The sequence below is a fragment of the Oerskovia sp. Root918 genome, from assembly GCF_001428945.1.
GTDB lineage: Bacteria > Actinomycetota > Actinomycetes > Actinomycetales > Cellulomonadaceae > Oerskovia > Oerskovia enterophila.
Window position 1 is genome coordinate 13,905 of sequence record NZ_LMJG01000014.1, and the last position, 15,434, is coordinate 29,338.

Here is a 15,434-nt window from a genome sequence, read left to right on the forward strand (position 1 = left end):
CCGCTCTGAGAGGGGCGAGATGGAGTGCTTCCGCAGGTCACGGGCCTGACGTAGAGGTGCCCCGGGTGGGATTCGAACCCACACTGGATCGGGTTTGAGCCGAACGCCTCTGCCGGTTGGGCTACCGGGGCATCGACCGTCAGGGGACCTCAAGGGGCCCGCTGCGGTGCGTGGACCATCGAACCACAGAACCGGGACGAAACGAGAATCACACCCGTCCAGCGGGGCGCCCGGGGTGTTCTCCCACTACGATGAGGGACGTGAGTGACGACAACGCGCAGCCCGATGCCACGGCACCGCTCGACCTGCCCCCCCTGATCCAGCCCGAACCGAGCGCCGTGGCCGAGGCCGCGCCCGCGCCGTCGGGCGCCCGTCCTGCTCGTCGAGCGGTCGTCGCCGAGGACGAGGCCCTGATCCGCATGGACGTCGTCGAGACGCTCCGCGAGGCAGGTTTCGACGTCGTCGGGGAGGCGGGCGACGGTGAGACCGCGGTCAAGCTGGCCCTCGAGCTCAAGCCGGACGTCGTCGTCATGGACGTCAAGATGCCCGAGCTGGACGGCATCTCGGCCGCCGAGCGGATCGGCAAGGCGCACGTCGCGCCCGTCGTCCTGCTGACCGCCTTCTCCCAGACGGAGCTCGTCGAGCGCGCACGCGACGCAGGAGCCATGGCGTACGTCGTCAAGCCGTTCAGCCCCTCGGACCTGCTGCCCGCCGTGGAGATCGCGATCTCCCGCTACTCGCAGATCAGCGCCCTCGAGTCCGAGGTCGCGGACCTGGCCGAGCGCTTCGAGACCCGCAAGCGCGTCGACCGCGCCAAGGGCCTGCTCATGACCAAGATGGGGCTGTCGGAGCCCGAGTCGTTCAGGTGGATCCAGAAGACCTCGATGGACCGTCGCCTCACCATGCGTGAGGTCGCGGACGCCGTGATCGAGCAGGTCGGCGGCGCCTGATCCGGCATGGTCATCGCCCGGGATCGGCCTGTGAACTGCCCCTTTGTTCGGGACGCTCAACAAGGCTATCGTCATGGACAGGTGTCCAGTTCGACGAACCGGGCACTCACGAAGCATCAGTCGATCGATGACCGGGGGCGCTCGTCGGTGGCAGGTAGCTCGTCTGCCACCGGGGTGCTCCGAGGTCGGAGGATCCTATGAGGAGGTTCCACGTGCGTGCAGCAGTTGTGGTCAGGCCTGCGGTCGGCGACGACCTTCCTGGCGTCGCCGTGCTGTGTGCCGAGGCGCGTCGTGAGTCAGCCGCGGGCCCCCAGGTCTGCCTCTCGGACGAGTCCAAGCTCGTCCGCCAGCTGAGCGTCCTCCTCGCGGTCCCGGGCGGATCGATCCTCGTGGCCTTCCAGGACGACGTCCCCGTCGGGTTCCTCCTCGCCCGCGCCCTCGAGCCGCACATCTTCAACGACGAGCCGAGCCTCTACATCGAGGCCCTCTACGTCTCGCAGGACGCGCGCCGTCGTGGGGTCGGGCACGCGCTGCTCACCGCGACGGCCGAGCTCGCGGCCCAGACCGGCGCGGTCGACGTCTTCTCCGTGCCCATCCCGGGCTCGCGCGGCGTCCAGCGCTTCCTCGCCCGGCTCGGGTTCGCGCCGGCCGCCGGTCACCGTGTGGTCTCCACGTCGGTGCTCCAGCGCCGCCTCGCGGCGGACTCGGGCACCTCGCGTCGCGGGACCCGTGGTCTCGAGGACCTCATCGCCCGCCGCCGCAAGGCCCGGACCGAGGGGCAGACCGGCCCCGTCGACCTGCGTGCCTTCCAGGAGGACCTCCGCGAGTCGACGGCCCCGCTCGTGAGCGAGACCGCGGCCCGCTGACCCAGCCGGAGACCACGAGAGGCCCGGCGCGAAGGACGAACTTCGCGCCGGGCCTCTCTCGTTGCAGTGGTCAGCGGCCGTCGAGCACCATGCACGTGAGCCGGGCCGTGCAGACGCGCCGGGCTTCGTCGTCGACCACGACGATCTCGTAGCTCGCGGTCGTCCGCCCCAGGTGCAGAGCCGTCGCGACGCCGTGCACCGCCCCTGAACGCACCCCCCGGTGGTGCGTGGCGTTGATCTCGATGCCCACGGCCGCGCGCCCCTCGCCCGCGTGGATCTGCGCCGCGATCGACCCGAGGGTCTCGGCGAGGACCACGGAGGCGCCGCCGTGCAGGAGCCCCGCCGGCTGGGTGTTTCCCGCGACCGGCATGCTGCCGGTGACGCGGTCGGGCGCGACCTCGACGAGCGTGATGCCCATGCGTTCGATGAGTGTGCCCGCGGTGCTGGCCCGCAGCGCCGCGAGTGCCGCGTCGTCGGGGAAGGTGGTCGGGCTCTCGGCTCCGTGCGTGTCAGTCATAGCGGATAGGTTTGCACTCGTGACCACCACTTCGCGACCTCGCCTCCTGCTGATCGACGGACACTCGATGGCCTACCGGGCCTATTTCGCCCTGCCGGTCGAGAAGTTCTCGACGACCACGGGGCAGTCGACGAACGCCGTCTACGGGTTCGTCTCGATGCTGACGAACCTGCTGCGCGACGAGAAGCCGACGCACGTCGCAGTCGCGTTCGACGCCGGGCGCGCCTCGTTCCGCACCGAGGTCCTGCCGACCTACAAGGGCACGCGCGACGCGAGCCCCGAGCCCTTCAAGGGGCAGGTCCCGCTCATCAAGGACATCCTCGCGACGCTCAACATCCCGGTCCTGCAGAAGGAGAACTACGAGGCGGACGACATCTTCGCGACCCTCGCGACGCAGGCGGCGGCTGCGGGAATGGAGGTCCTGGTCTGCTCGGGCGACCGGGACTCGTTCCAGCTCGTCGACGAGAACGTGACCGTGCTCTACCCCAAGGTCGGCGTCTCGACCCTGGCGCGCATGACCCCGGACGCGGTTCTCGAGAAGTACGGCGTCCCCCCCGAGCGCTACCCGGACCTCGCGGCCCTCGTCGGTGAGACGAGCGACAACCTTCCGGGCATCCCGGGCGTGGGCCCCAAGACGGCCGCCAAGTGGATCAATGCGTACGACGGCCTGGACGGCGTGCTCGAGTCGGCCGACAAGATCACGGGCAAGGCGGGGGAGAACCTGCGGGCCAACCTCGACCAGGTGCGGCTCAACCGTCAGCTCAACGCGCTGCTGACGGACATGGAGCTCCCGCTGGGCCCCGACGACCTGCTGGTCCAGCCGTGGGACCGCGAGGCCATGCACCGCGTGTTCGACGCCCTGGAGTTCACGGCCCTGCGCGAGCGCCTGTTCGCGCTCGCCCCGGAGGGCGAGGAGGACGTCGAGGAGGGCTTCGACGTCTCGCTCGCCGTGCTCGCGCAGGGCGAGCTCGGCGGCTGGCTCACGTCCCGCAAGGAGCGCCCCGTGGGCCTCGTGGTCGCTGGCAAGGCCGCCCCGGTGGGCGGGGACGCGTGGTCGCTCGCGGTCGCGGACGACGGCGCCGCAGCGGTCGCGGTGGACCTCGCCGACGTCGCGGTCGTCGACGAGCAGGCCCTGTCCGCGTGGCTCGCGGACACCGACGCACCCAAGGTGGTCCACGGGGCCAAGGCCACGTGGCACGAGCTCGCGGCACGCGGGTTCGACCTGCAGGGCGTGGTCTTCGACACCGAGCTCGCGGCGTACCTGTGCCACCCGGACCAGAGGGGCTACGACCTGGGCGACCTCGCGATCCGTCACCTCAAGCGCGAGCTGCGGGTCGAGGCGGTCGACGACGAGCCCCAGGGAGCGCTCGACCTCTCGCTCGACGGCTCGGGCGAGGACAAGCGGGACGCGGTGCGCGCAGCAGGAGTCCTCGACCTCTCGGAGGTGCTCGTGGGCGAGCTGCGGGACCGCGGCGCGGACCACCTGCTCAAGGACCTCGAGCTGCCCCTCGTCGACGTGCTCGCCCGCATGGAGTCGCGCGGCATCGCCGCGGACGTCGAGTACCTGACCGAGCTCGAGAAGCACTTCAGCGAGCTCGTCGCGACCGCCGCGACCGAGGCGTACGACGTGATCGGGCGTGAGGTGAACCTGGGCTCGCCCAAGCAGCTCCAGGAGGTTCTGTTCGACCAGCTGGGCATGCCCAAGACCAAGAAGATCAAGACCGGCTACACCACGGACGCGGCAGCCCTCGCGGACCTGTTCGCCAAGACGGGCCACCCGTTCCTCGAGCACCTGCTCGCGCACCGCGACGCCACGCGCCTGCGCCAGACGGTCGAGGGGCTGCTCAAGTCGGTCGCCCCCGACGGGCGCATCCACACGACGTTCCAGCAGACCATCGCGGCGACCGGGCGGCTCAGCTCGACCGACCCGAACCTGCAGAACATCCCCATCCGCACCGAGGCCGGCCGGCGGATCCGCCGGGCGTTCGTGGTGGGTGAGGGCTACGAGACCCTGCTGACCGCGGACTACAGCCAGATCGAGATGCGGATCATGGCGCACCTTTCGGGAGACGAGGGCCTCATCGAGGCGTTCCGCTCCGGCGAGGACCTGCACAGCTACGTGGGCTCGCGCGTGTTCGACGTCCCGACGGACCAGGTCACCCCCGCCATGCGCTCCAAGATCAAGGCCATGTCGTACGGCCTCGCCTACGGTCTGTCCTCGTTCGGCCTCTCGCAGCAGCTCAACATCTCGGTGGGTGAGGCCGCGGGCCTCATGGACGACTACTTCAAGCGCTTCGGCGGCGTGCGCGACTACCTCACGGGCGTCGTCGACGAGGCCCGGGTCACGGGCTACACCGCGACCATCCTGGGGCGTCGCCGCTATCTGCCGGACCTCACGAGCGACAACCGTCAGCGCCGCGACATGGCCGAGCGCATGGCGCTCAACGCCCCCATCCAGGGCAGCGCCGCCGACATCATCAAGGTCGCGATGCTGGGCGTCCAGCGCGCGATCGACGAGCAGGACCTCCGTTCGCGCCTGCTGCTCCAGGTCCACGACGAGCTCGTGGTCGAGGTCGCACCGGGGGAGCGGGACACCGTCGAGGAGCTCCTGCGCCGCGAGATGGGCGCCGCAGCCGAGCTCTCGGTGCCGCTCGACGTCTCGGTGGGCGCAGGGCGCACCTGGCACGACGCCGGCCACTGACACCCGGTCCGCCGTCGGCGGGAGAGCGCAGGGCCGTCCGCTGTCAGCGGGCGGCCCTGCGCCGTCGGATGCTCAGGACCGCGTGAAGCGCGAGCCGCCGTACTTCTTGTGGACGGCCTGGCGGCTGACCCCGAGGATTGTCGCGATCGCCGCCCAGGGGATACCGCGGGACCTCGCGCGGCGGACGACGAGCGCCTCGCGCCGGTCGGCCTCGTCCCGGAGGTCGCGGAGCGCCGCGAGCGCACGCAGCGGGTCGTCGTCGTCGGCCGCGCGGACGAGCATCGTCATGTCGGGCTCCTTCATCGGTTCCTCCGGTGGCGGGTCTCCCCGGTCCAGGTGGCGAGCAGCCGCCACCTTGTCAACATAGGTTGACGTCCGACGAGTCGTCAACCCTGGTTGACGCCCCTCGCTGCGACGGCCGCCCGTGGGTCAGCCTGCGCTGCGGGTCCGGAAGATCGCGGTACCGGGCAGGTACGCGCCCCGCACCGGCCCCCAGCCGCCCCAGACCTGCTGGTTGTCGGCCGGCCACTCGGGCTCCACGACGTCCTCGATCAGGAGTCCGGCGGCGACGACCTCGCGGACGTGGTCGCCGAACGTGCGGTGGTACTCGGCGTAGGCGACGCGCCCGGCGGTGTCGGTCTCGACGTAGGGGCGACGGTCGAAGTACGAGCGGTTCGCCGTCAGCCCGTGCGTGCTCGGGTCGTCGGGGAAGGCCCAGCGCAGCGGATGGGTCACCGAGAAGACCCACGAACCCCCGGGACGCAGGACGCGAGCGACCTCGCGGTGGATCGCGCCGGCGTCGGGCACGAAGGGGATGGCGCCGAACGAGGTGAAGGCGACGTCGAAGCTCGCGTCGGCGAACGGGAGACGCCGGGCGTCCGCCTGGGCCAGCGGGACCGGGACCCCGGTCGAGGCGTTGAGCGCGGCCCCTCTGCCCAGCATGCCGCCCGACACGTCGGTCGCGACGACCGCGACACCGCGCGCGGCGAGCCAGCGCGAGCACTGCGCGGCGCCCGCGCCCACCTCGAGCACTCGGCGCCCGTCGAGGTCTCCCAGGAGGTGCGCGTCGGCCTCGCGGAGCCCCTCGGGGCACCAGCAGAAGTCGACCGCCCCCAGGAAGTCCCCGTGCTCGTCGAGGTACTCCTCGGCGTTGGCGTCCCACCAGGTGCGACCCGCGGCGCCGCCCTGCTCCGCCGGGACGTCCCGGTACCCGACCGATCCGATCGTCTCATCCGTCATGCATCTATCGTCTCGCGACGAGGGGCGCGCGTCAGCATCCGCCCAGGTGGTCGATAGGGTAGGGGCTGGTCGGTCGAGCGATGGCGCTGGTCCGCCTTCCGACGATCACTCATCACGAGACGAGGTTCGAGTTGCGCATCGGTCTGCTCACAGGTGGCGGGGACTGCCCCGGTTTGAACGCGGCCATCAGGGCCGTCGTCAAGCAGGGGATGGGCGAGTACGGACACACGATCATCGGGTTCCGGAACGGGTGGAAGGGTGTCGTCGACGGCGACATCATCCCGCTCGGGCGCCAGGACATCCGCAACGTGCTCCCGGTCGGCGGGACCCTCCTGGGTACGGCGCGTTTTCACCCGCACGCCTCCGACGGCGGGATCGACGCGGTCCTGGCCACGGTCGAGGCCGAGCGCCTCGACGCCATGATCTGCATCGGGGGCGACGGCACGCTGCACGCGGCGAGCAAGGTCGCCGACGCGGGTGTGAACATCGTCGCGATCCCCAAGACGATCGACAACGACGTGGAGGGCACCGACCTGTCGATCGGGTTCCACACGGCCGTCAACATCGCGACCGAGGCGATCGACCGTGTGCACACGACCGCGGAGAGCCACAACCGTGTCATGGTCGTCGAGGTCATGGGCCGGCACGCGGGCTGGATCGCGGTGAACGCGGGCATCGCCGGTGGCGCCGAGGTCGTGCTTGCGCCCGAGGACCCGTTCGACATGGACGCCATCGAGAAGTTCCTGCGTCACCGCCACCGTGCTCACGCCAACTTCTCGATCGTGGTCGTCGCCGAGGGGGCCGTGCCGCGCGAGGGCAGCAGCATGAACTTCACGCAGGAGCTCGGCAAGTACGGCGAGATCATCGCGGGGTCGATCGGCGAGCGCGTCTCGGCGGAGATCGCCAAGCGGACGGGGTTCGACACGCGCCTGACGGTCCTCGGGCACGTCCAGCGCGGCGGGGAGCCGACGCCGACGGACCGCATCCTCGGCAGCCGCTTCGGTGTGGCCGCGGTCGACGCCATCTCGCGCGGCGAGTCGAAGGTCATGACCGCGCTGCGCGGGGAGAGCGTCGTCCTGGTGCCGCTCGACGAGATCGCCGGCAAGGTCAAGCACGTCCCGGCGGAGCTGCTGCGGGTCGCGCACGCGCTGTCCTGACCGGCGCACGCGCACTGCACGACGGCCGTCCGTGGGACCACGGGCGGCCGTCGTGCGTCGTCGGGCGGGCGTGTTCCCGCGCTCGGGGGTGAACGCGAGAATCTCCCTTTGACCCCTGCGCCATTCCGTCGATAAGATGTCTGACGGTGCAGTGCGCCTACCGCCCTACCTTCTACCTGAGACGTGACGCCGATCCGTGTCCGTCGTGGTGGGACCGTTCCGTGCTCGGAGCGGAGGTCACCGGTGGTGACCACCACAGCAGCATCCCTATCCGAACTACTTCCTGTCCGCATCGGAGCATCGAACTCAATGACCATCTCCACCCCCGCGAAGTCCGCACCTCAGGTTGCCATCAACGACATCGGCACCGAAGAGGACTTCCTTGCCGCCATCGACGCCACCATCAAGTACTTCAATGACGGTGACATTGTCGAAGGCACGATCGTCAAGGTCGACCGCGACGAGGTTCTCCTCGACATCGGCTACAAGACCGAGGGCGTCATCCCCTCCCGCGAGCTGTCCATCAAGCACGACGTGGACCCCGGGGACGTCGTCAAGGTCGGTGACGCAGTCGAGGCCCTCGTCCTCCAGAAGGAGGACAAGGAAGGTCGCCTGATCCTCTCCAAGAAGCGCGCTCAGTACGAGCGTGCCTGGGGCACGATCGAGAAGATCAAGGAAGAGGACGGCGTCGTCACCGGCACCGTCATCGAGGTCGTCAAGGGCGGCCTCATCCTCGACATCGGCCTGCGCGGCTTCCTGCCCGCGTCGCTGGTGGAGATGCGTCGCGTCCGCGACCTCCAGCCGTACGTCGGCAAGGAGATCGAGGCGAAGATCATCGAGCTCGACAAGAACCGCAACAACGTCGTCCTGTCGCGTCGTGCGTGGCTCGAGCAGACGCAGTCCGAGGTTCGCTCGACCTTCCTGCAGACGCTGCAGAAGGGCCAGGTCCGCCCCGGTGTCGTCTCCTCGATCGTCAACTTCGGTGCGTTCGTGGACCTCGGCGGCGTCGACGGTCTGGTGCACGTCTCCGAGCTGTCCTGGAAGCACATCGACCACCCCTCCGAGGTCGTCGAGGTGGGCCAGGAGGTCACGGTCGAGGTCCTGGACGTCGACTTCGACCGCGAGCGCGTCTCCCTGTCGCTGAAGGCGACGCAGGAGGACCCGTGGCAGACCTTCGCTCGCACGCACGCCATCGGTCAGGTCGTGCCGGGCAAGGTCACGAAGCTCGTTCCGTTCGGTGCGTTCGTCCGCGTCGAGGACGGCATCGAGGGCCTCGTGCACATCTCCGAGCTGGCTGTCCGCCACGTCGAGCTGCCCGAGCAGGTCGTCAACGTCGGTGACGAGGTCTTCGTCAAGGTCATCGACATCGACCTCGAGCGTCGTCGCATCTCGCTGTCGCTCAAGCAGGCCAACGAGGGCGTGGACCCGGAGTCGGACGACTTCGACCCCGCGCTGTACGGCATGGCTGCCGAGTACGACGAGCAGGGGAACTACAAGTACCCCGAGGGCTTCGACCCCGAGACCAACGAGTGGCTCGAGGGCTTCGAGGCTCAGCGCGAGACGTGGGAGTCGCAGTACGCGAAGGCCCACGAGCGCTGGGAGGCTCACCGCAAGCAGGTCGCCGAGGCTCTCAAGGCCGACGACGAGGCCGTCACCTCGGGCGAGTCCACCAGCTCTGCAGCGACCTACTCCTCGACCCCGGTCCAGGACGAGGCTGCCGGCACGCTGGCCTCGGACGAGGCGCTCGCCGCTCTGCGCGAGAAGCTCACGGGTAACTGATCTCCTCCTGGCCTCGCGGCCAGGGTGATCTTCTGACAGGACCCGCCACCTTCGGGTGGCGGGTCCTGTCGTGTCTGGGGCTCCTGGGCGCCGCGCGCCAGGTCGCCTAGGGTGTGACGATGCCGTGGACCACCCAGAGCACCAGGACCGTGTACGAGAACCCGTGGATCAGGGTTCGGGAGGACCAGGTCGTCCGTCCGGACGGGGCGCCCGGGATCTATGGGGTGGTCGAGATGCGGTGGCCGTCGGTCTTCGTCGTGGCCCTCACCGACGCCGACGAGGTCGTGCTCGTGACCCAGCACCGATATGCGACCGGAGCCGTCTCGACCGAGGTCCCGGCCGGAGCGACCGACGGCGAGGACCCCTTGGTCGCGGCCCGGCGCGAGCTCCTCGAGGAGACCGGGCTCCGGGCCGGCGAGTGGGTGCGCGTCGGAGGCATGGACGCCCTCAACGGGGTGGCGAAGGCCCCCGAGCACGTGTTCGTGGCTCGAGGGCTGACGGGCTTCCCGCCCGTGCCGGACGCCGCCCACGGCTCCGACGGGGCCGTGCTCGGGCAACAGGGGAGCGCCCCCTCGACCGACCAGGCCGAGGAGGGGATCTCTCGCGTCGAGGCCCTGCCCTTCGGTCAGGTCCTCGGGATGGTCGCCGACGGGACGATCCGCGACGGCGAGACCATCGCGGCCCTCGCACTGGCAGGACTGTGGCTCGGCCGGTTCGCGTGAGTCCTCGGGCGGTCCGCCCGAGGGTGCGTCAGGCGACCACGTTCTCCTCGTGCGCAGAGATCGAGAGACCGTCGGGACGGACGGTCCCGGCCGCCCCGACGCGCGCAGAACCGTCGCCGTCCGTCGCGAACTGCGTCCGGTACAGCTCGGCGTAGAGCCCGCCGTGCGCCAGGAGCTCGGCGTGGGTCCCGGTGCTCACGACGCGTCCCTGGTCGAGCACGACGATCATGTCGGCCTGCCGGACCGTCGAGAGCCTGTGCGCGATCACGAGCGAGGTGCGTCCCTGCAGCGCCGCGTCCAGGGCGAGCTGGACGGCGGCCTCGGACTCGGAGTCGAGGTGCGCCGTCGCCTCGTCGAGGACGACGAGCGAGGGGGCCTTGAGGAACAGCCGGGCGATGGCCAGGCGCTGGCGCTCGCCACCCGAGAGGCGGTAGCCGCGGTCCCCGACCACGGTCTCGAGGCCGGCCGGGAGCGACTCGACGAGGTCGGCGACGTGCGCCTGCCGCAGGGCGGTCCACAGCTCGGCGTCCGTGGCCGCGGGCCTCGCGTACCGGAGGTTGCCGGCGATGGTGTCGTGGAACAGGTGCGCCTCCTGGGAGACGACTCCCACGGTGTCCTGCAGCGACCGCTGCGTCACGTCGCGCAGGTCGCGGCCCGCGATGCGCACGGACCCGCCCGTCGGGTCGTACATGCGCGTGACGAGCTGCGAGATCGTGGTCTTGCCCGCCCCTGAAGGGCCGACGATCGCGACCATCGCGCCCGCGGGCACGGCGAACGAGACGTCGGTGAGCGTGTCGGTCGTCGGGTCCGAGGACTCGGTCGCCACGGCCTCGAGCGACGCGAGCGAGACGTCCGCGGCGCCCGGGTAGCGGAAGGTGACGTGCTCGAGGGCGAGCGTCGCGCCGTGGAGAGCGACGTCGTCGGACAGGTCGCCCGCGTCCGGGGCGTCCGTGACGGACGGCTCGAGGTCGAGGACCTCGAGCACCCGCTCGAAGCTGACGAGTGCGGTCATGACGTCCACCTGCACGTTGGACAGCGCGGTGAGCGGGCCGTAGAGGCGTGCGAGGTACGCGGTCAGGGCCACGACCACGCCGACGGTGAGCGTCCCCCGGATGGCCATGACGCCACCGAGCCCGTAGACGATCGCGACGGCGACCGAGGCGACGGTCGTCAGGGCCACGCGGAAGACCGTCGCGTACATGGCCGAGGTCACGCCGATGTCGCGCACGCGTCCGGCCTGCTCGGCGTAGGTCGCGGACTCCTGCTCGGGGCGGCCGAAGATCTTCACGAGGTGGGCGCCCGCGACGTTGAAGCGCTCGTTCATCATCTGCGCGGCGTCGGCGTTGAGGGCGTAGCTCTCGCGCGTGATGCCCGCGAGCCTGCGGCCGACCCAGCGCGCCGGCAGGACGAACACGGGCAGGAGCGCGAGCGCGATGAGGGTGAGCTCCCACGACATGGAGAGCATCGCCGCGAGCACGAACACCACGGTCAGCAGGTTCGAGAAGACGTTGGACAACGTCGAGGTGAAGGCCTGCTGGGCTCCGAGGACGTCCCCGTTGAGGCGCTGGACCAGGGCTCCGGTGCGGGTGCGGCTGAAGAACGCGAGCGGCATGCGCTGGACGTGGTCGAACACCGCGGTCCGCAGGTCGAAGATGAGGCCTTCGCCCACGCGCGCCGAGTACCAGCGCTCGCCGACGCTCAGGACTCCTGAGACGAGGGCGAGGAGCGCGACGACGAGAGCGATCCGGACGACCACGTCCACCCTGCCCGCAGTGATGCCGTCGTCGATGAGGGCCTTGAAGAGGAGCGGGGTGACCGCGCCCGCCGCGGCGTTGAGCGCGATGAGCACGAGGAACACGGCGAGCTGCGCCTTGTAGGGGCGGGCGAAGCCGAGGATCCGCCGGACGGTCCCGCGGTGCAGGCGCTGCTTGGTGATCGAGGAGTCCTGGCGGAAGGTGCGCATGCCGGAGCCGCCGCCGAAGGGTGAGGGGAAGGACACGTGGCCTCCAGAGGGTCGGAGGGAGCGGCGGAGGAGGAGCCTCGACGCCGGTAGTGAGCCTACCTCACCATGAGTTGGTTCACAATATGTCGCACGACGGCTAGTCTCGTGCCTGTGACGACAGACTTCGACGCCGAGAACGCCGAGTTCCTCACCCTCCTGCACGCCGCGATGCGCAGCGTACGCCGCGAGGCAGGGGAGCGGCTGGGGCGTGCTCGGACGACCCCGGGGCAGTTCCGCATGCTGCGCGCGCTCGCGCACAGCGACGGACCCCAGCGCCCCAGCGCGCTCGCGGGCATGCTCGACGTCGCCCCGCGCTCCGTGACGTCCAAGGTCGACGACGCCGAGGCGGCCGGCCTCGTACGCAGGCTCCCCGACCCGACCGACCGTCGCGCCACGCTCGTCGAGCTCACCGAGGCGGGCCGCCAGACGCTCGCGCAGGTCGCCGCCGAGCGTGAGACCAGCGCAGGGACCCTCCTGGCCCGCCTGGGCGAGGACGACCGGCACGAGCTGCTGCGCCTGCTCCGCGCGGTGGCCGGTGAGGCGGACCAGGTCTCAGGGCGTGCGCACCGGCCATGACTGGCAGGATGGACCCATGTTTCGCGTAGGCCTGACCGGCGGGATCGCAGCAGGAAAGTCCGTGGCCCTCGACCGTTTCGCCGAGCTCGGGGCGTGCGTCATCGACTCCGACGTGCTCGCGCGTGACGCGGTCGCACCCGGGACCGTGGGCCTCGCCGAGGTCGTCGATGCGTTCGGCGAGACCGTGCTCGCGCCGGACGGCACGCTCGACCGCGCTCACCTGGGGACGATCGTCTTCAGCGACGACGCGGCGCGGGCCCGGCTCAACGCGATCGTGCACCCCGAGGTGCGTCGCCTGTCGGCCGAGCGCGAGGCGCTCGTGGCCGCGCGCGACCCCCGCGCCGTCGTCGTGCACGCGATCCCTCTGCTCGTCGAGACCGGTCAGGCCGAGTCCTTCCACCTCGTGGCCGTGGTCGTCGCCCCCGAGGACGTCCGCGTCCGACGCCTCGTCGAGTCCCGCGGCATGAGCGAGGACGAGGTGCGCGCACGCATCGCCGCGCAGGCCACCGACGGGGAGCGGCTCGCTGCGGCCGACGTGACGCTCGACGGCAGCGGAGCGCCCGAGACGCTGCGGGCCGAGGTCGACGCGCTGTGGGAGCGGATCGTCCAGGAGACCGCGGAGGAGCTCGCGTGACGATCCTGCTCTCGGGGTTCGAGCCGTTCGACGGCGCCTCGACCAACGCCTCCTGGCAGGCCGTGAGCGCGTTGCGCGACGCGTGGGACGGTGACGAGCCACTGGTCGCCGTGGAGCTGCCCTGCACGTTCGACGGGGCGTGGCCCGCCCTCCGGGCCGCGATCGAGCGGTACGAGCCCCGGGTCGTGATCGCGGTCGGGCTCGCGGGCGGGACGAACGCGGTCCGCCTCGAGCGAGTCGCGATCAACGTGATCGACGCACGGATCCCGGACAACGCGGGCTCCGCCCCGGTGGACGAGCCGGTCGTCGCGGACGGGCCCGCGGCCTGGTTCACGGGGCTCCCGCTCAAGGCGAGCCTGGTCGCGGTGCGTGCGGCCGGGATACCCGTGGAGGTGTCCAGCACCGCCGGGACCTACGTCTGCAACGCGACCTTCGCTGCGCTCATGCACGGGACGTCGGGTCGGGAGGGGGTGCGGTCGGGGTTCGTGCACGTGCCCGACGGCGAGTCCCTGCCGCTGGCCTCGACCGTCACGGCCCTGCGGGTCGTCGTCGAGACCGCCCGGGCAGACCTCGACGGGTCGCTCGGGGTGGGCGACGACGTGGTGCGTGTCGCGGCGGGCGCCGAGCACTGAGCGCGCTGAAGGCTGGCGGTTCCGGACCTCGACGGCTCCGGCGTCGACGAGCCGTCCGCGCTGTCGAGCGGCTGTGCCGACGGACACGCCACGGGCCCCAGGGATCACCCTGGGGCCCGTGGCGTGTCAGGTGCCGAACGGCAGAGCGGTGCTCAGCTCGTGGCGCGGCGGCGAGCCATCACGACGAGGCCGGCACCGGCGCCGAGGAGCGCGACGGAGATCGCGACGACGAGCGCTGTGCGAGCCCCCGTGCTCGCGAGCCCGCCTTCCTCCTTCGCCTCGGCCGCGGCCGGGGGAGTGGTGGACCCCGCCGTCCCCGAGGTGGGGGTCTCGCCCGGCGCGGCGACCTTCTCGGCGGGCGTGGTGGTCTTCTCCTCCGAGGGGACGCTCTCGGACGGTGCGGGGGCCGGCGTCTCCTCGGCGTCCGGGACCTCGGGGATCGTGGGCTCGTCCGGTGCCGGGGGCACGACGAGGTTCGTCGGCGGCTCGGGGTCGCACCCGAGCGACGTCAGGCCGATCCACGGGTAGTTGTGGTGCTCGAGCCCGCTGCCGCCGTTCCCGCCGAACGTCAGGTCACCGCCGACCCAGAGCCGGCCGTTGGTGTTGGTGCTCTGGACGACCTTGACCGAGGACTTCGGGGCGAGGATCGATCCGACGGTCTGGCTGTTGCCCGAGAGGGCGAGCGACGTGGCGTCGGGGAAGTTCCACAGGATGCGGGGCGCCCACGCCCCCAAGGCGGCGAAGGTGTCGATCCGCTGGCCGATCGACTCTGCCGCGGTGTGGACCATCGTGAAGTCGACGCTGCTGCCCGAGACGTTGACGACGATCGGAGCCGAGGCGCCGACGTTCGCGAAGACGAGCGTGCCGTTCGTCTTCTTGAGCTCCTGGGCCGACAGGGAGAAGACCTGCGTGGCGCTGGTCCCGTCGCCCGTGAGCGAGGCGTAGCCGTCCTTCGTCCCGAGCGAACCCGTCGCGGGGAGGGCGGCGAGGTCGGCCGAGGTCGAGCTGAGCAGGGAGCTCGTGGCCGCGACGCTCTGCGCGGGCGCCGAGCTGTTCGGCTTCCGGGCGCCGCCGTTGAGCTCCATGGTCCCGTCGATCGAGCGCGTGGCCGTGACGTTGCCCCCCTTGGCGATGCCGTGCCCGACGTCGATGCGGCCGCTCGAGACCGAGACGCCGGCGCCCGCGACGATCATGTCGCTCCCGCCGGGCGGGACGATCTGCGATCCGCCGCCTGCGCGGCCGAAGTTCATCAGTCCGCCCGTGGCGATGTCGACCGTTCCTCCCGCGAGGAGCACACCCTCGGACTCAGCCGCTCCCGCGCGGGCCGCGTAGTCGCCCCCGACGAAGACCGCGACGCCCTCGTCGGTGAAGGCGGGGCCACCGGTCGTGATTCCCGGGAGGGTGCTCGACGGCGTGCACAAGGGGGTCGTCGCCAGAGGCGCGGCGACGGCGGCCGGCATCCCGGCGACACCGATCAGTCCGGTGGCCAGTGCGCCCGTGGCGAGCGCGCTGAGAAGGGTGCGCCGGGGGGTCCGGCGCGTCGTGCTGAGGAACATCGATGTCTCCGGGGTGGGGTCGAGGACGTGAAAGTAAGTTCTGTGTACGAATCCAGCTCGGACGAATCCGCCGACGTCCGTTTTGTCGGGGGATAGCACGAGA

The 15,434-nt window shown here is 71.1% G+C and carries 14 protein-coding genes and 1 tRNA gene; 9 read left to right on the top strand and 6 right to left on the bottom strand.

Translation table 11 applies throughout. The annotated features are described in order from the left end of the window. Positions 1-57: 57 nt before the first annotated feature. Positions 58-131: transfer RNA gene (locus ASE27_RS13805), tRNA-Leu, on the bottom strand. 120 nt (positions 132-251) lie between these two features. On the opposite strand from ASE27_RS13805, the gene ASE27_RS13810 reads away from it, so the two are divergent. Together ASE27_RS13810 and ASE27_RS13815 are read left to right on the top strand one after the other, a co-directional pair. Beyond that, positions 252-950 (top strand): ANTAR domain-containing response regulator, encoded by a 699-nt coding sequence (locus tag ASE27_RS13810; RefSeq protein ID WP_139107620.1) that lies wholly within the window; start codon positions 252-254, stop codon positions 948-950. 212 nt (positions 951-1,162) lie between these two features. Then, positions 1,163-1,816: a GNAT family N-acetyltransferase gene (locus tag ASE27_RS13815; protein ID WP_056651528.1), complete on the top strand. Its 654-nt coding sequence runs from the start codon at positions 1,163-1,165 to the stop codon at positions 1,814-1,816. Between the two features lie 70 nt (positions 1,817-1,886). Here the strand turns inward: ASE27_RS13815 and ASE27_RS13820 are convergent, their stop codons facing one another. Beyond that, the gene (locus ASE27_RS13820) at positions 1,887-2,333 is read right to left on the bottom strand and encodes a hotdog fold thioesterase (RefSeq protein ID WP_056651531.1); all 447 of its coding nucleotides are present in this window, start codon (positions 2,331-2,333) and stop codon (positions 1,887-1,889) included. 67 nt (positions 2,334-2,400) lie between these two features. On the opposite strand from ASE27_RS13820, the gene polA reads away from it, so the two are divergent. Then, positions 2,401-5,034, top strand: a complete 2,634-nt coding sequence (polA, locus tag ASE27_RS13825; RefSeq protein ID WP_056651534.1) for a DNA polymerase I — start codon at positions 2,401-2,403, stop codon at positions 5,032-5,034. 72 nt (positions 5,035-5,106) lie between these two features. Here the strand turns inward: polA and ASE27_RS13830 are convergent, their stop codons facing one another. Both ASE27_RS13830 and ASE27_RS13835 read right to left on the bottom strand, forming a co-directional pair. After that, a complete protein-coding gene (locus ASE27_RS13830; RefSeq protein ID WP_225220676.1) occupies positions 5,107-5,322 on the bottom strand; it encodes a helix-turn-helix domain-containing protein in 216 nt (71 codons plus the stop codon). Positions 5,323-5,463: 141 nt separating this feature from the next. Next, positions 5,464-6,273 carry a class I SAM-dependent methyltransferase gene (locus tag ASE27_RS13835; protein WP_056651539.1) on the bottom strand — a complete coding sequence of 270 codons (810 nt, stop codon included), beginning with the start codon at positions 6,271-6,273 and terminating at the stop codon, positions 5,464-5,466. A 131-nt stretch (positions 6,274-6,404) separates the two neighbouring features. Here ASE27_RS13835 and ASE27_RS13840 point away from each other — a divergent pair, with 131 nt between their 5' ends. The 3 genes from ASE27_RS13840 (at position 6,405) to ASE27_RS13850 (ending at position 9,931) form a co-directional block, all read left to right on the top strand. Continuing rightward, positions 6,405-7,430, top strand: a complete 1,026-nt coding sequence (locus ASE27_RS13840; protein ID WP_056652217.1) for a 6-phosphofructokinase — start codon at positions 6,405-6,407, stop codon at positions 7,428-7,430. 309 nt (positions 7,431-7,739) lie between these two features. Then, positions 7,740-9,209 carry a 30S ribosomal protein S1 gene (gene rpsA / locus ASE27_RS13845; RefSeq protein WP_056651541.1) on the top strand — a complete coding sequence of 490 codons (1,470 nt, stop codon included), beginning with the start codon at positions 7,740-7,742 and terminating at the stop codon, positions 9,207-9,209. A gap of 119 nt (positions 9,210-9,328) precedes the next feature. Then, positions 9,329-9,931, top strand: a complete 603-nt coding sequence (locus ASE27_RS13850; protein WP_056652220.1) for an NUDIX domain-containing protein — start codon at positions 9,329-9,331, stop codon at positions 9,929-9,931. Between the two features lie 28 nt (positions 9,932-9,959). Here the strand turns inward: ASE27_RS13850 and ASE27_RS13855 are convergent, their stop codons facing one another. Next, positions 9,960-11,894, bottom strand: coding sequence for an ABC transporter ATP-binding protein (locus ASE27_RS13855; RefSeq protein WP_082608976.1), 1,935 nt, complete (start codon positions 11,892-11,894; stop codon positions 9,960-9,962). Positions 11,895-12,044: 150 nt separating this feature from the next. Here ASE27_RS13855 and ASE27_RS13860 point away from each other — a divergent pair, with 150 nt between their 5' ends. The 3 genes from ASE27_RS13860 to ASE27_RS13870 are packed head-to-tail and all read left to right on the top strand — an operon-like array spanning position 12,045 to position 13,775. Then, the gene (locus tag ASE27_RS13860) at positions 12,045-12,509 is read left to right on the top strand and encodes a MarR family winged helix-turn-helix transcriptional regulator (RefSeq protein WP_056651544.1); all 465 of its coding nucleotides are present in this window, start codon (positions 12,045-12,047) and stop codon (positions 12,507-12,509) included. 16 nt (positions 12,510-12,525) lie between these two features. Beyond that, positions 12,526-13,143, top strand: a complete 618-nt coding sequence (coaE, locus tag ASE27_RS13865; protein ID WP_056651549.1) for a dephospho-CoA kinase — start codon at positions 12,526-12,528, stop codon at positions 13,141-13,143. Beyond that, positions 13,140-13,775 (top strand): hypothetical protein, encoded by a 636-nt coding sequence (locus ASE27_RS13870; RefSeq protein WP_056651552.1) that lies wholly within the window; start codon positions 13,140-13,142, stop codon positions 13,773-13,775. Before coaE ends, ASE27_RS13870 begins: the two co-directional genes overlap by 4 nt. A 152-nt stretch (positions 13,776-13,927) precedes the next feature. On the opposite strand, the gene ASE27_RS13875 is transcribed toward ASE27_RS13870, so the two are convergent. Beyond that, positions 13,928-15,331, bottom strand: a complete 1,404-nt coding sequence (locus ASE27_RS13875) for a choice-of-anchor A family protein (RefSeq protein ID WP_056651555.1) — start codon at positions 15,329-15,331, stop codon at positions 13,928-13,930. Between the last annotated feature and the right edge of the window lie 103 nt (positions 15,332-15,434).

Excerpts from the sequence above, each read along its gene's own strand:
- ASE27_RS13810 (WP_139107620.1), top strand. The coding sequence starts at position 252 with ATGAGGGACGTGAGTGACGACAACGCGCAGCCCGATGCCACGGCACCG.
- ASE27_RS13820 (WP_056651531.1), bottom strand. The coding sequence starts at position 2,333 with ATGACTGACACGCACGGAGCCGAGAGCCCGACCACCTTCCCCGACGAC.
- polA (WP_056651534.1), top strand. The coding sequence starts at position 2,401 with ATGGCCTACCGGGCCTATTTCGCCCTGCCGGTCGAGAAGTTCTCGACG.
- ASE27_RS13830 (WP_225220676.1), bottom strand. The coding sequence starts at position 5,322 with ATGACGATGCTCGTCCGCGCGGCCGACGACGACGACCCGCTGCGTGCG.
- ASE27_RS13835 (WP_056651539.1), bottom strand. The coding sequence starts at position 6,273 with ATGACGGATGAGACGATCGGATCGGTCGGGTACCGGGACGTCCCGGCG.
- rpsA (WP_056651541.1), top strand. The coding sequence starts at position 7,740 with ATGACCATCTCCACCCCCGCGAAGTCCGCACCTCAGGTTGCCATCAAC.
- ASE27_RS13850 (WP_056652220.1), top strand. The coding sequence starts at position 9,329 with ATGCCGTGGACCACCCAGAGCACCAGGACCGTGTACGAGAACCCGTGG.
- ASE27_RS13855 (WP_082608976.1), bottom strand. The coding sequence starts at position 11,894 with ATGCGCACCTTCCGCCAGGACTCCTCGATCACCAAGCAGCGCCTGCAC.
- coaE (WP_056651549.1), top strand. The coding sequence starts at position 12,526 with ATGTTTCGCGTAGGCCTGACCGGCGGGATCGCAGCAGGAAAGTCCGTG.
- ASE27_RS13875 (WP_056651555.1), bottom strand. The coding sequence starts at position 15,331 with ATGTTCCTCAGCACGACGCGCCGGACCCCCCGGCGCACCCTTCTCAGC.